Source organism: Streptomyces sp. LN549, from assembly GCF_043203805.1.
Taxonomy (GTDB): Bacteria; Actinomycetota; Actinomycetes; order Streptomycetales; family Streptomycetaceae; genus Streptomyces.
The window spans coordinates 8,321,377-8,334,828 of sequence record NZ_JAZHRI010000002.1 but is presented as its reverse complement, the minus strand read 5'-3'; the positions used below and the strand labels follow the sequence as shown (position 1 = coordinate 8,334,828).

The 13,452-nt window shown below is 70.3% G+C and carries 9 protein-coding genes; 4 read left to right on the top strand and 5 right to left on the bottom strand.

The window, feature by feature from the left end:
- Positions 1-34 precede the first annotated feature (34 nt).
- Positions 35-1,135, bottom strand: a complete 1,101-nt coding sequence (locus SH922_RS37015) for an NAD(P)-dependent alcohol dehydrogenase (RefSeq protein ID WP_393062912.1) — start codon at positions 1,133-1,135, stop codon at positions 35-37.
- Between the two features lie 252 nt (positions 1,136-1,387).
- On the opposite strand from SH922_RS37015, the gene SH922_RS37010 reads away from it, so the two are divergent.
- Both SH922_RS37010 and SH922_RS37005 read left to right on the top strand, forming a co-directional pair.
- Entirely contained in the window at positions 1,388-2,146 is a 759-nt protein-coding gene (locus SH922_RS37010; protein WP_393062911.1) for a thioesterase II family protein, read from the top strand.
- Between the two features lie 17 nt (positions 2,147-2,163).
- On the top strand, positions 2,164-2,622 hold the full coding sequence (locus tag SH922_RS37005; RefSeq protein WP_393062910.1) for an ester cyclase: 459 nt from the start codon (positions 2,164-2,166) through the stop codon (positions 2,620-2,622).
- A gap of 80 nt (positions 2,623-2,702) precedes the next feature.
- Here SH922_RS37005 and SH922_RS37000 read toward each other — a convergent pair whose 3' ends face one another.
- Positions 2,703-3,878 carry an acyltransferase family protein gene (locus SH922_RS37000; protein ID WP_393062909.1) on the bottom strand — a complete coding sequence of 392 codons (1,176 nt, stop codon included), beginning with the start codon at positions 3,876-3,878 and terminating at the stop codon, positions 2,703-2,705.
- 480 nt (positions 3,879-4,358) lie between these two features.
- Here SH922_RS37000 and SH922_RS36995 point away from each other — a divergent pair, with 480 nt between their 5' ends.
- Positions 4,359-6,848, top strand: coding sequence for a LuxR C-terminal-related transcriptional regulator (locus SH922_RS36995; protein WP_393062908.1), 2,490 nt, complete (start codon positions 4,359-4,361; stop codon positions 6,846-6,848).
- A gap of 138 nt (positions 6,849-6,986) precedes the next feature.
- On the top strand, positions 6,987-8,354 hold the full coding sequence (locus SH922_RS36990; RefSeq protein WP_393062907.1) for a cytochrome P450: 1,368 nt from the start codon (positions 6,987-6,989) through the stop codon (positions 8,352-8,354).
- A 34-nt stretch (positions 8,355-8,388) separates the two neighbouring features.
- Here SH922_RS36990 and SH922_RS36985 read toward each other — a convergent pair whose 3' ends face one another.
- The 3 genes from SH922_RS36985 to SH922_RS36975 form a co-directional block, all read right to left on the bottom strand.
- Positions 8,389-10,863: an ATP-binding protein gene (locus tag SH922_RS36985; protein ID WP_393062906.1), complete on the bottom strand. Its 2,475-nt coding sequence runs from the start codon at positions 10,861-10,863 to the stop codon at positions 8,389-8,391.
- Positions 10,864-10,948: 85 nt separating this feature from the next.
- On the bottom strand, positions 10,949-12,640 hold the full coding sequence (locus tag SH922_RS36980) for a LuxR C-terminal-related transcriptional regulator (protein WP_393062905.1): 1,692 nt from the start codon (positions 12,638-12,640) through the stop codon (positions 10,949-10,951).
- Positions 12,641-12,710: 70 nt separating this feature from the next.
- Entirely contained in the window at positions 12,711-13,325 is a 615-nt protein-coding gene (locus SH922_RS36975; RefSeq protein WP_393062904.1) for a TetR/AcrR family transcriptional regulator, read from the bottom strand.
- Positions 13,326-13,452: the final 127 nt, after the last annotated feature.

Here is a 13,452-nt window from a genome sequence, read left to right as displayed (position 1 = left end):
AAGTGGCAGGAAAGGCCGCTGTATCGACTGGCGGCTAGTACACGAGAACGGGTTTGACGGTGACTCCGGTTTCGGAATCGCGTACGGCGGCGGCTATCTCCTCGAACGGATAGGTCCGGACGAGTTTCTCGAATGGGAATCGACCGGCGAGATGGTGGTCGATGAGCTGGGGAATGAAGGTTGCAGGGTCGCTGTCACCCTCGATGACGCCGTGCACGCTGCGGCCCATCAGCTGGGTGAGGTCGAAGGCCACGTCCTGGCCGGTGCCGCTGGATCCGGCGATCGCCGCGGCGCCGCCCATGTTGAGCACGTCCAGCGCGTTGCGGGCGGTTCGGGGCAGGCCGACGGCGTCCAGGGCGTAGTCCGCGCCGCCGGTGGTGGTGCGGACGATGTCACCGACCAGGGTGCTGGAACCGGCGTCGAAGGCGTGGGTGGCGCCGAGTTCGACGGCGAGGTCGAGGCGGTTGCGGTGCAGGTCGACGACGATGATGGGGTCGCAGTCCAGGATGCGTGCGGCCATGACGCCGGCCAGGCCGACCGCGCCGGCGCCGAAGACGGCGATGGCGGATCCCGGTTCGGGCCGAAGTACGTTGAGTACCGCGCCGGCACCGGCCTGGAGACCGCAGCCGAGGGGGCCGACTAGCTCCAGGGGCGCCTCGTCCGGGACGGTGACGACGGACCGCTGGTGGGCGACGAGGTGGCCGGCGAAGGACGACTGGCCGAAGAAGTGGCCGTTGAGTTCGGTGTCGGTGTCGTCGCGGTAGGCGGTGCTGCCGTCGGGGCGGCGGCCGCGGAGGTTCAGCGGGCCCCAGAGAGTGCAGTGCATCGGGTGCAGGGCACGGCAGTTGCGGCAGTTTCCGCAACTGAGCGGGGCGAGGACGACGCGGTCGCCGACGGCGCAGGTGGTGACGCCCGTGCCGACGGCGGTCACCGTACCGCTGCCCTCGTGACCGAGGACGGCCGGGAGCGGCGGGGGCAGGATCTGGTCCCGTACGAGGAGGTCGGTGTGGCAGACACCGGTAGCGGCAATCCGTACGAGCACCTCGTCGGCGCGCAGTTCTTCGGACACGGTTATATCCACGATCGTGAAGTCCCCGGCCTTCTCGCGCATAACTGCGGCCTTCGTCGTCACCATCAGAGTTCTCCTCCACCTGTCCGGCACCCGGAGTTCCGCATCCAATCCAAACCCTATGCGGAGTCCCGGGGGTCACAACCCCTAGGAAACCGTGGGGCGGCTTTACGGATGATCTACTTTCACCGGCTACCGTGGGATGCGGTTTATTAGGGGTTGTTGCAGGAGGCATCGACAGTAGGATTCGTCGCTCAGGTACGCCCTGGCGCTTCCGCTGCGCCGGGTACTCCGAGCGGGAAGCAGAGGTTCATCGCGATGAACGGCGTCGAGGCGACCAGCGACTGGATTCGGCGTTTCCATCCGTCCGTGGGGGCGGCGTCCCGGTTGGTGTGTTTTCCGCACGCGGGCGGGTCGGCAAGCTACTTCCACGGCGTTTCGAGTGCGTTGGCGCCGGACGTCGACGTGGTGGCGATCCAGTACCCCGGGCGTCAGGACCGGCGCAGGGAGCCGTTCCTCGACAGCATCGGCGCGTTGGCCGACGGGGCGTACGAGGCGTTGGGGCCGTGGACGGACCGCCCGTTGGCGCTGTTCGGGCACAGCATGGGCGCGATGGTGGCTTTCGAGGTGGCCGGCCGGCTGGCACGTGACGCCACGGCCCCGGTGGGCCTTTTCACCTCCGGGCGACGGGCGCCGTCCCGTTTCCGCGACGAGAACGTGCACCTGCTGGACGACGCCGGTGTCATGGCGGAGTTGAACCGGCTCGACGGCACCGACGCCCAGTTGCTGGACGACGCCGAACTGCGGGAGATGATCCTGCCGGCGCTGCGCAGCGATTACCACGCGGTCGAGACGTACCGCTACGTCCCCCGGGAGAAGCTGAGTTGCCCGGTGTGGGCGCTCGTCGGCGACGACGATCCGAAGACCACGGTGGACGAGGCGCGCGCGTGGGGCGAGCACACCTCGGGACCGTTCGAGCTGACGGTGTTCGCAGGTGGGCACTTCTATCTCAACGCGCAGTCCGGCGCCGTGATCGACCTGGTGCGGTCGCGGCTCGCGGCGCACCTCACCCCGTGACGTCGAGAGGTGTTCATATGAAGGACGACGCAGCACCAGCCGGACAGCGGCCGACCGACCCGGCGGACGTGGTCCGCCGGGTCGTGGCGTGCTTCAACGCCGGGGAGTTCGACGCCTCGCTCATAGCGGAGGACGTCGTGGATCACGTCGCTCCGCCCGGTACGCCGCCGGGCCCCGAGGGCTGGCGGCTCAAGTGGGAGCAGATGCGGGAGGGTTTCTCCGGTCTGCGGTCGACCGTGGAGGAGAGCGTCGTCAGCGGCGACATGGTGTGCACCCGGCATACCATCCGGGGCACACACACCGGCGAGTTCATGGGGGTGCCCGGCTCCGGCCGGACGTTCCAGGTGCTCGCCCTGGACATGCTGCGCGTGCGGGGCGGTCAGATCGTGGAGCACTGGGCGGTGAACGACGTGCTGTCTATGCTCGCCCAGCTGGGTATCGGCCTGCCCGCGCCCGAGGGGACACGGCCGGGCTGACCCGGCCGCGCCGTCGTACGCACCGGTGCCCCGGTCCTGATCTCGTCGTCAGGGCCGGGGCACCGTGCCGGGATCGGGGTTCAGTCCAGGTCGAGTCCGGATCGGTCGGGGCGGGCCGCGGCGGGCACGGGTGGTAGGCCCACGGGCCGCTCCACCGGTTGTCCGGCCCCGGCTCCCGCAGTCGCCCCTTCCGGCCGCTGCCTGGGCCGGCTCCAGCGTCGCATGACGGGCATCTCGACCCCTTCGTGCAGCAGCCACGCGGCGATCAGCGCGATGACGAAGGCGGCGGCCCACAGTCCCAGCGCCGCGGGCGTGCTCCAGGTGTCGGTCGGACCGATGATGCGGTGCCCGTAGTGCAGCACCATCCAGTGCACCATGTAGAACGCGAAGGAGATCTCCCCGAGCCGGACCATGGCCTTGCTCCTCAGACCCCACGTGGTGGTGGCGCGGCGGTCCGCCTCAGCGGCGGCCGGGACGAGCAGGGCGAGCGGGATGATGCCGGCGGCGGCGAAGGAGTAGAACATCGGCACCTTCGCGACGGCGTAGTAGTCGCAGATCGCCAGGATGGCGGCCGGGGTGAAACCGAGGTTGATCCAGCGGCCGGCCAGCACGATGCGGGCCATCAGGATGCCCACCACGAACTCGAAGAGGTGGGCGAGCGGGAACACCTTCATGAACCACGAGCCGTAGAAGGTGACGTTGTAGCCGGGGATGACCGGCTGCTGCGGCAGCAGTTCGGTGAAGAGCGGGGTGCACATCACCACGGCGACGGCGAAGAGCGCTGCGGGCCACAGCATCGCCGGCCGGATCTTGCGGACGATCCAGATGATCAGCGGGAAGGCCAGGTAGAACAGCGCCTCACAACAGAGCGACCAGGACGGCGCGTTGATGCTGACCATGGTGTCGGCCCAGGGGAACCAGGCGTGCAGCAGTGCGAGGTTGAGGGTCGCCACGTGCCAGTTCAGCACGAGGCCCGGGGACTTGACGGTGGCGAGCAGGACAAGGGCCATGACCCAGGTGACGACGTGCAGCGGGTAGATCTTCGCGAGCCTTCGCCGCCAGAAGCCCCACACGCTGTCCCGTGGGCTCGCCGACCAGGTGAGCACGAATCCGCTGAGGACGAAGAAGAACGAGACGCCGTACCGGCCGCCCGGCTCCAGGAACCGGTGGGTCCAGGAGGCCACGCCCTGGTCACTGAAGACGGACTCGATCGAGGCGTGCGTGAAGAAGACCAGTAAAGCGGCGATTAAACGCATTCCGGTAAGCGAAGGGAGACGTGTGGTGTATTTCCGCTCGCTGCTTTCAAGCATGCCGGATGGCCTCCGAGTTGTGTATGGCAGCCGTTGACCGAGTCTGTTCCGAAACACGTTAGCGGGGCGCCGGCGCACGGTAGCCCCTAAGAACCCCCAGCAAAATACAGTTAAAGATTCCGCATTTTCTTGCAATGATTTCTCCATGCACTGCACAGGCCTGTGCAGTGCATGCCGTAACGCGGCCCGCGTTACGGCACGAGACGTCTCAAACGTGGGGTGGTGACAATGGCACGGGGTGGGTAATGATCGCCGACGTAGATGTGCGAGCAGGCATTCGATCCGAAAGACCCCGGGCTCCGGTCACCGCCGCCCGGCCGGGGTCAGCCATGTCCCGGGGCGGGGCGCGTTACCTGCCCGGCACGTGCTGCGCCAACGACGCACACCACTGAAGGCAACGGACAATTGCTGAACGGGGAGAATTCCGTGGAACAACTGGAAAGGGCCGTTGAATTCACCATTCTGAGCAGTCTCCTGGACAATACCGCCCAAGGCAACGGTGGTGTCGCGGTCGTGGTCGGACCCCCAGGATCGGGCAAGACGACGCTTATGTCGGCTTTCGCGAAATCAGCATCCTCCCATGGGATCGAGGTGGAGACCGCCGCGCTCCCGCGCTTCGCGCAGACCCTTCCGGTTGAGTTCTCGGCCCGGCGCGATACGGCGCCGCGGCTGCTTTGTATCGACGATCTGCACAACGCGGACGTCGAGGCTCTGCGGACGATCTCCCGACTGACACTGGCCATCAGATCGGAGCCGGTGCTCCTCGTCCTGGGACTGCGGCCCACCCAGCAGCACGCGCACCAGGAGGTGCTGGCCGAGCTCGGCGACCAGCCGCACTGTCGCACCCTCCGGCTGGAGCAGCTGTCGGCGGACGGAGTAATGCGGCTCGGGGCCCGGCAGTTCGGGCTGACACTGAGCAGCGGCACGGCGACCGAACTGCTGCGGCTGGCCGGCGGCAACCTCGCGCTGCTGAAGGGGCTGCTCGCCGACTTCCGGCGGCTGCAGGAGCGGCTCACCACCGCGGACCCGGTCTCCAAGGTACCGGGCACGGCGTACCACAAGGCGGTTCTGAGCTGCTATTACCGTTTCGAGGCCGAGGTCCGCGAGGTGGCTCAGGCGATCGCCGTACTCGGCGAGTACAGCACCGCGCGCAGTCTGGCCGAGGTGTCCGGGACGACGCAGGAGACCGCGGCCCGTGCGCTGACCGCCCTCACCTCGGCGGGGCTGCTGAGCGAGGGGCACTTCCGGCACCCGGTGGCCGCGGACGCGGTGCTGTCCTCGATCCCGGTACAGCGGGTGACGGCGCTGCGGCGACGCTCGGCCTGCGTGCTGCGGACGATGGGCGCACCGGCCGTGGAGGTGGCCCGGCTGCTGATCGCGGCCGACCACACCGACCCGACCTGGACCGACTTCCTGGCCCAGGAGGCCGCGACCCAGGCGCTGGCACTCGACGACCGGGAACTGGCCGTCTCCACGATGCGGCTGTCGCTGCGCGGCATGACGGACGACGCCCGCCGCGCGAAGACCTTGATCCGCATCGCCGAGACGCACGCGGCGAGCAACCCCGAGCTGTGCGCGCAGTGCCTGCACGAGGCGGGCGCGCTGATCGGCATCGACGTGCTGTGGCAGCGCCGGTCCTCGCTGCTCGGCGAGCAGATGGCGCGGCGCGGGTGGGCGGCCGAGGCGGTCGACCGGCTCGACGCGCTGGCCGGCCGACTGGACGCGGAGCAGGGGGCCGAGCGGATGGAGCTGGAGACCGACCGCCTGCTGGTGCTCGGCGACTACCCCTCGCTCACGGGTACGTCCGGCGCACCGGCCGAACCCGACCGGGCCGCCGAATGCAGCGCCTCATCAGCCCGGTTCGGCGCCGCCTGGTCGCTGGTGCGGATGCTGAAGCACGACCGGCCCGACCCCGCCGCCGTCCGGGCGGCGTCCGAGGGGCTGTACGCATCGGCGTTCACCGAGCAGGCCGCGCCGGCCGCGGTCGCCGCGCTGTCCGCGCTGCTGTACGCGAAGGAACTGGACGTCGTGCACTCGCTCACCGACAAACTGGTGGACGAGGCCGTGATGCGCCGTGCGCCCGTGTGGCAGGCCCGGTTACTGGCGATACGTGCCGAGGCGTATCTGTGCGAGGGCCGGTACGCCGATGCTGTGAAGGCGGCCCAGCGGGCCGTCGCCATGATGTCCCCGCAGGCGTGGGGCGCCCGGATCGGTGGGCCGCTGGCCTCGGTGATGCTGGGCAGCGTGATGACCGGCGACCTGGTCGCGGCCCGGAGCCGGCTCGAACAGAGCGTGCCCGCAGCGGTGTTCGACAGCCGCCACGGACTGCGGTACCTGTTCGCCCGCGGCCATGTGAACCTGGCCGACGGCCGGACCCACGCGGCGCTCGCGGACTTCGTCACCTGCGGGCGGCTGATGGCCGCCTGGGGCGTGGACCACGAGCACGTACTGCCGTGGCGGCTCGCCGCGGCCGGCGCGCAACTGGCACGCGGCGATCAGGAGGCCGCGGTGGACCTCATCGACCAGCGCAACGAACGGCTGGGGGCGAGCGAGCCGCGGACCGGCGCCGACGACGGTCACCGGTCCGCCCGCGAGCAGGTCTTCGCCGCCCTCGCCGGGGCGGTCGAGGGCGGTGACCTCATCGAAGGAATCAGACTGCTGATGGTCGATGAGCCGTCTCCGCCGCCGTGGTCGAGCACCGCCCGGTACCGGATCGAGGACCGCTTCTCGCGCTACCTCAACAAACTCACCTTCTCCGAGCGGAAGGTGGCCATGCTCGCGGCCACCGGCAACACCAACCGCATCATCGCCCGCTCGCTCTCGCTGAGCATCAGCACCGTCGAGCAGCACCTGACGCACACCTACAAGAAGCTCGGTCTCGCCGGGCGCCAGGAGCTGCGCGCCAAGCTCGGCTGAGCACACGTGGCCCCGGCGGCCCCCGCTTCCGACCGGCCGAAACCCCCACTCGCCCCCTAAAGAACAAGGATTCTGCTGCCCGCCACGACGTGGTGTCATGAGGCGGAATCCCCCGACCACACGAAGGAGAACGACGGCATGACGACTTCCGTCAAGGACGGAGCGTGGACGGTGGGAGCGGCCCCCGGTGCGCTGCCGGTGCTCGGCCACTCGCGCCAACTGCGCTCCGACCCACTGGGTTTCCTCGCCTCGCTGCACCAGCACGGCGACATCGTCGCGATACGCATGGGCCCCACCCCGCTCAATGTCCTGTGCCGCCACGATCTCGCCCACCACCTGCTGGTCGAGCGTTCCAAGGACTTCGGCCGGGGCGGGCCCTTCCTGGAGCGGTCCCGCACGATCATGGGGAACGGCCTGGCGACGTCCACCGGCCCCGAGCACATGCGGCAGCGCCGGATGTCGCAGCCCGCCTTCCACTCCCAGCACATCAAGTCCTACATGCGGGTGATGCAGGAGGAGGCCACCGCGATGGCGGCCGCCTGGCAGCCGGGCGAGGAGGTCGACATCGTCCAGGCGGTGCACGACCTCACCACCCGGGTGACGCTGCGGTGCTTCTTCACCATGCGGACCGACGGCTCGGGAAACTCCGACACCGTCAACCAGGCGGCCGACTCGCTGGACCGGCTGACCGCCGGCATGTACCAGCAGATGACCGCCCCGCTGGCGGTGATGAGCAAGCTGCCGACCGCCGCCAACAAGCGCTACCGGGAGGCGGTCCGCCAGTTCGACGAGACGGTCGACAAGATCATCGCGGACCAGCGCCGCACCGAGACCCGCGACGACCTGCTCGGCCTGCTGATGTCGGCACAGGACGAGGACACCGGCACCACGTTCGACGACGCGGAGCTGCACGACCAGGTCATCACGTTCCTCGCCGCGGGCATCGACACCACCGCCAACACCCTGGCCTGGGCGCTGGGCCTGATCGCCCATGACCCCGAGGTCCAGCAGCGGTTCCAGAGCGAGATCGACACCCAACTCGGCGGCCAGGACGTGTCGTACGAGAACATCCGGTCGCTCACGTACACCGACGCGATCCTGGACGAGACACTGCGTCTGTACCCCCCGCTGTGGATGCTGACCCGCCGTGCCCTGCGCGACACCACGCTGGGTTCGCACCACTTCCCCTCCGGCACCCAGTTCGCGGTCAGCCCGTACGCGCTCCAGCGAGACCCGCGGGTGTTCGACGAGCCGGATCACTTCGACCCGGAGCGGCGCAAGCGGCAGCCCGACATCCCGCGCAGTTCGTTCATCCCGTTCGGGGCGGGCGTGCACAAGTGCATCGGCGACGCGTTCGCCATCACCGAGTCGACCATCGCGCTGGCCACCATCGGGCAGCACTGGAACCTGCGGCTGTCGCCGGAGAGCACCCCGCTCAAGCCGCAGACCGAGATGACGATGGGGCCCGCCTCGGTGCTGGTGACCCTGGAACCCCGGGAGGTCTGAGCAGGCGCGCGAAGCCGGGTGCCCGGGCGCCGGGTCACTCGCGGAGTGTGGTCCTCGCCCACGCGGCGACCTGGGCACGTGACTCGATGTCCAGGTCGCTGCGCAGGCGGGCCAAGTGGGTGGCCACCGTGCGTGCCGAGATCCCCAGCCGGTTGGCGATCTGACTGTTGGTGAGCCCTTCGGCCACGAACAGGGCGATGTCCACCTGCCGAGAGGACAGCACACCGCTGTTCGGCTCCTCCGTGGTCTCGTGCGGCCAGGGCGCTCCCAGTGCGAACGCCCGCGCGAGTCGCGGTGAGAGGCCGGTGGCCACCGCCCTGGCCCGCTCCACCTCCGCCGGGTCCTGCCGTTCGGTGAGGACGCGCAGTTGCCGCGCGACGTGGCCGTCCAGCCACTCCTGCTCGATGACCCCGCCGCGTTCGCGCAGAGCGCGTGCCGACTCCGCCAGGCGCACGGCGCGCAGTTCGCTCCCGTCCTTCGCAGTCACCGCCGCCAGCCGGCCGAGCGGCCGGTGCAGCAGCCCGGGGTCCTCAGGCAGTCGGCGCAGAGACTCGCTCGCGTACGCCGCCGCCCGGCTGAACTCGCCGCCGGCCAGGGCTATGTCGGTCGCCGTGTCCAGGGCCCGGGTGGTGGCCGTCCTGTCGTGCTCCGGCAGGGAGTCCAGCACGCCGGAGATGATCCGGGTGGCCTGTGTCAGGTCGCCCGCGGCCATGTCGGTGGTCGCCAGGTGCTCCAGGCAGGCGGCCTCGTCCGGGGCGGTGCCGTGCGCCGTCACGATGTCGAGCGCCTGCCGCGCCGTGGCCCTGGCCGCCGCGAGGTGCCCGATCTGGCGCAGGCAGGAGGCCAGGGCCAGCAGCGCGCGGGCCCGTACGGCGTACCCCTCGATCGCCTGGCCGCCGTGCACCCCTGCGCCGTCACCGGTCAGTTCCACCGCGCGCGAGGCGTACGTCATGGCGTCGAACACGCTGCCCAGCGCGCGCTTGGCCTCGGCCATCTCGGTCAGCAGCACGGCGTGGTCGGTACCGCTCGCCGCCATGTGCAGGGCGCGCTCGCCGAGTTGGCCGATCCGGGCGTCGTCGCCCCTGGCCCGCAGCGGGCGGGTGAGCGCCGCCACCAGCAGTACGTGCCGTGCGTCGTCGGCCCGCGCGGTCCACTCGGCGGCGCTGAGCAGGTGGTGGTGCAGCCGGTCGAGCCGGGTCAGCAGCGCCTGCGGCACGGTGACCCGCTCCGTCACCGGCCGCAAGAGGTCAACCAGCCGGCCCACCAGCCGGTCCCAGGTGGCCTCCACCTCACCGGCTTCCTCCAGCAGTTCGCCCGCGTACCGGCGCACCGACCGGTACTGCCGGAACTCCGCGCCGTGCGGTGAGTCCACCGACGCCACCAGCAGGGACTTGGCACAAAGCCGGGTGAGGAGTTCGGTGCTGCGCTGGGTGGAGAACGCGGCGCAGTCGCAGACCGCGGTGGCCAGCTCAAGGTCGAACGGCCCGGACAGCACCGAGAGGCGGCGGAACACGGCCTGTTCCGCAGCGTCCAGCGGGTCGTAGCTGGAGGCGAACGCCGACAGGAAGCTGCTGTGCCGGTCGCTGGCCGTACGGCTGCCGACGGTGAGCACCTTGGTCGGCTGCTGAAGCCGGGCCAGTAGTTCGGTGACCGTCAGGATGCCGACCCAGTGGGCGGCGAACTCGATCAGCAGCGGCAGCCCGTCGAGTTCGACGCACAGTTCGGCAACGGCGGCGGAGTTGGCGTGGCTCAGCACGAAGTTGGGGTTGCCGGAGGAGGCGCGTTCCACGAAGAGCTGGGCGGCTTCTGAGCGCAGCAGCGCCTTGGGGGTGCTTTCGGTCGCCGCCGGCAGGGACAGCGGGCCGAGGCCGAGCACCGTCTCGCCCGGGATGCGGAAGGCCTCCCGGCTGGTCGCGAGGATGCGCAGCCCGGGGCAGTTGATCAGCAGCGCCTCCAGGAACCGGGCGTAACGCTCGACCACTTGCTCGCAGTTGTCGAGTACAAGCAGAATCCGCCGGCCGCCGACGGCGGCGAACAGTGCGTGGGCGTTGTCGGCATCCGCTCCCCCGCACACCTCGTCGGTGACGGCGCCGGCGTGGAGTGCTTTGCCGATCACATGCGGCAGTCTCTCGGCGTTGCCCGGCTTCTCCAGGTCGAGCCAGACCGCCTCGGCGCAGTCCGCGGCCGGCGACTCGACGTGCCGCAGCACCAGCCGGCTCTTGCCTGCTCCGGGTGGCCCCGTGATGGTCACCAGCCGTTTGGAGGCGAGCATCCTGAGGTGCTCCAGCTCCCTCGCTCTGCCGATGAACTTGTCCAGTCGCAGCGGGAGCGGGGCGGCGCCGGCCTGGCGCGGCCGGGCAGCGGGCGGGGCCGTGGCAGCTTGCCGCCGCCGGTAGGCACGCTGCCGGCAGGCGTTGGAACAGTACTGCTGATGGGTCTCCGTGCGCCGGGTGGACGGCACGGCGATACGGGACTCGCAGATGGTGCAGTAGATCGCCGACGGTGCCATCGACCCCCCTCTTCCTCGACCGTTCCGTGCGTGGCGGTGACCCTGGCGCGGGCGGCGTCCTGCCGGGGCCGCGCGCGACGGCCCTTCACATCTGCAGCACCACGCCGCCCATGGCCGGTCCGCCCGGTGTCGATGAGGCGTCAGGGTGCGACGGTGCGATCACCTGGTGCGGTACGCCGCTCGGGTGCCGGGCGGCGATCCAGGCGGCGAGCTGGGTGCGCGAGCGGATGCCGAGCTTCGCGTAGATCCTCTTGGTATGCGACGCGACGGTGCTCTCGGCGATCTGCAGGTGGTCGGCAATGCGCCGGTTGATCAGGCCCTGCGCGATGAGTACCGCGACCTCGTGCTCCCGTCGGGTCAGGGCCGACGGCTCCGGGTGCAGCGGGCGGTCGACGCGGTCCAGCGCGTAGCTGATGAGCTGCTGGTCGGTGTATCCGCGGGCGGTCAGCTGTGCCCTGCGGAACTCCTCGGTGGTCAGGCGCACCGCCGCGGCGCGACCGGCGTCCGCCATCTCCCGCTCCCACCACTGCGGGATGCGGGTCGCCTCGCACGCCTCGTGCAGCAGGCGCTCGTACGCGGTGAGCAGCACCACGCAGCGGCTCGGGTGCCCGCGGCGCAGTGCGATGAGAGCGAGGCCGCCGATCGGGTAGAAGCAGCTGGGTCCCGAGGCGTTGAAGATGCCGACCGCGGTCCTCATATGCGCCTCGGCGGTGTCCAGGACGCCCGCCGCGAGATCGGCGACGCCGGCCACGAAGTGGTAGCTGGCGTAATGGAACGGCTCGGCCTGCTGCTCGAAATGCGGGGTGGTGGCCGACAGAGCGGCGGCCGCCTCGGCGTGCTCGCCGACGCCGAGCAGGAACCAGGCGTAGATGTGCGAGCACAGCGAGAGGCTGAACTCGTCGTCGAGCTGTCGCGCGAGCCCGATGGCCTCCGCGAAGCACGCGCGGGCCGTGTCGTCGTCCTCCACCCGTACGTAGACGCAGGCCAGCGAGGTGAGCGCCCTCATGAGCACGGAGTCGCTGCCGGTGGCGCGGGCCGAGACCACCGCGTCCTGGACGATCGCGAGGTACTGGTCGGGGTCATCGTCCTGGTCGGCGAACCACAGCCCCCATAACAGCAGGTCGCTGCGGTACGGGGACTGCGGGGTGCGGCTCAGCGCGCGTTCCACGAGCCGTTTGCCCGCCTGCCGCTTGCCGCGGTGGATCCAGAGGTTGGCCAGCAGAACCACCATCAGGTCGTGGCGGTCGTCGTCGCGGTCGGCGTTCCAGGTCCACTCCACCGCCAGGACGAGGTAGTCGACCCGGCCGACGAACCACTCGTTCTGCTCGCGGGACAGCATGTAGGCGTGGGTGAGCCGGTGGACGTGGTCCCAGATCCAGTCGACCAGGCGGGCGTGGGTCGATGCCACCTCGCCGCACTCCGCCAACCGCTCGGCGCCGTACGCGACCACGGACTCCGTCCGGAGGAACCGGCTCTTCTCCGAGTCGCTCTGCAGCCGTTGGATCAGCCCCCTGGCATCCAGCACCGCCAGCGCGCCGAGGACGCCCGTCGCGCCGAGGACGCCGTCCCCGCAGACGGCGACGGCGGCCTCGGGGTCGAACTCGGCCCCGAAGACCGACAGCCGCCGGAACACCGCGCGTTCGTCGGCGGCCAGGTGCCGGTATGTCCGGTCGAGCAGCAGGGTCGCCGGGTCGCCGGCGGTCGCCTCGCCGCCGGTCGTACGGCGTGTGTCGCCGTGGCACAGCGGGTTGCGCTCCCGCTTGCTCGCAATCTCCATCCGTCATTCCCCATTCCGGCGTTCACAGCACAACGGGCAGCGGGCCAGACCATCGGCGTCCACGTCCTGCCTACTGCGTTCGCGAAGGTTCGTCCCGGGTGCACAGGCCGTGCAGGAGCAAACGCAGCAGCCGGTCGGCGTGCCCCTCACTGTCCGGCGAACGCTCGGCGGAGACGGCGATGGCGTGGGCGAAGGTGAGCAGGTCCGAGGTAGCCAGCTCCTGGCAGAAGGCGCCGTCCCGCTGGGCCCGCAGCAGCAGCGGGGTGGCCGCCGCTTCGAGTGCTTCCCGGCAGTAGCGGAAGAGTTCGGATCCGCTGTCCTTCTGGTCCGCGGCGAGCGCCGCCGCGAGCCCGCGGCGCATCGTCAGCCGGATCAGGCTGCGCAGCCAGACGGTGATGCCCTCGACCGACGACTCGGCGGTGAGCAGGTTCTCCCCCTCCTCGCACAACGCCTCGATCCGGCCCCAGAACACGGCGGCCATCAGCGCGTCGCGGCTGGCGAAGTGGCGATAGAGCGTCCCGGAGCCCAGTTCGGCCCGGCGGGCGATCTCGTCCAGGGGCGCGTCCGTGCCCCGCTCGGCGAACAACTCGTCCGCGGCGGCCACCAGGCGGTCGTAGTTCCGCCGGGCGTCCGTCCTGGTCGGACGGACGGGCAGGCTCGGCGGAGCAGGTCTCGAACGCGGCATCAATCCTCCACGAGGTTGCAATGCGGGGAGCATCCCCCGTATTGTACGGGCCATACCCGGGGACTACTCCCCGTTTTTTGGGCCAGGCTTCCGCCGTGGACCCGAGGCCGCCATTCCATGCGCGAGC

What these genes read in the sequence shown, in the direction of transcription:
- SH922_RS37015 (WP_393062912.1), bottom strand. Translation starts at nt 1,135, where the DNA reads ATGGTGACGACGAAGGCCGCAGTTATGCGCGAGAAGGCCGGGGACTTC.
- SH922_RS37010 (WP_393062911.1), top strand. Translation starts at nt 1,388, where the DNA reads ATGAACGGCGTCGAGGCGACCAGCGACTGGATTCGGCGTTTCCATCCG.
- SH922_RS37005 (WP_393062910.1), top strand. Translation starts at nt 2,164, where the DNA reads ATGAAGGACGACGCAGCACCAGCCGGACAGCGGCCGACCGACCCGGCG.
- SH922_RS37000 (WP_393062909.1), bottom strand. Translation starts at nt 3,878, where the DNA reads ATGCGTTTAATCGCCGCTTTACTGGTCTTCTTCACGCACGCCTCGATC.
- SH922_RS36990 (WP_393062907.1), top strand. Translation starts at nt 6,987, where the DNA reads ATGACGACTTCCGTCAAGGACGGAGCGTGGACGGTGGGAGCGGCCCCC.
- SH922_RS36985 (WP_393062906.1), bottom strand. Translation starts at nt 10,863, where the DNA reads ATGGCACCGTCGGCGATCTACTGCACCATCTGCGAGTCCCGTATCGCC.
- SH922_RS36980 (WP_393062905.1), bottom strand. Translation starts at nt 12,640, where the DNA reads ATGGAGATTGCGAGCAAGCGGGAGCGCAACCCGCTGTGCCACGGCGAC.
- SH922_RS36975 (WP_393062904.1), bottom strand. Translation starts at nt 13,325, where the DNA reads ATGCCGCGTTCGAGACCTGCTCCGCCGAGCCTGCCCGTCCGTCCGACC.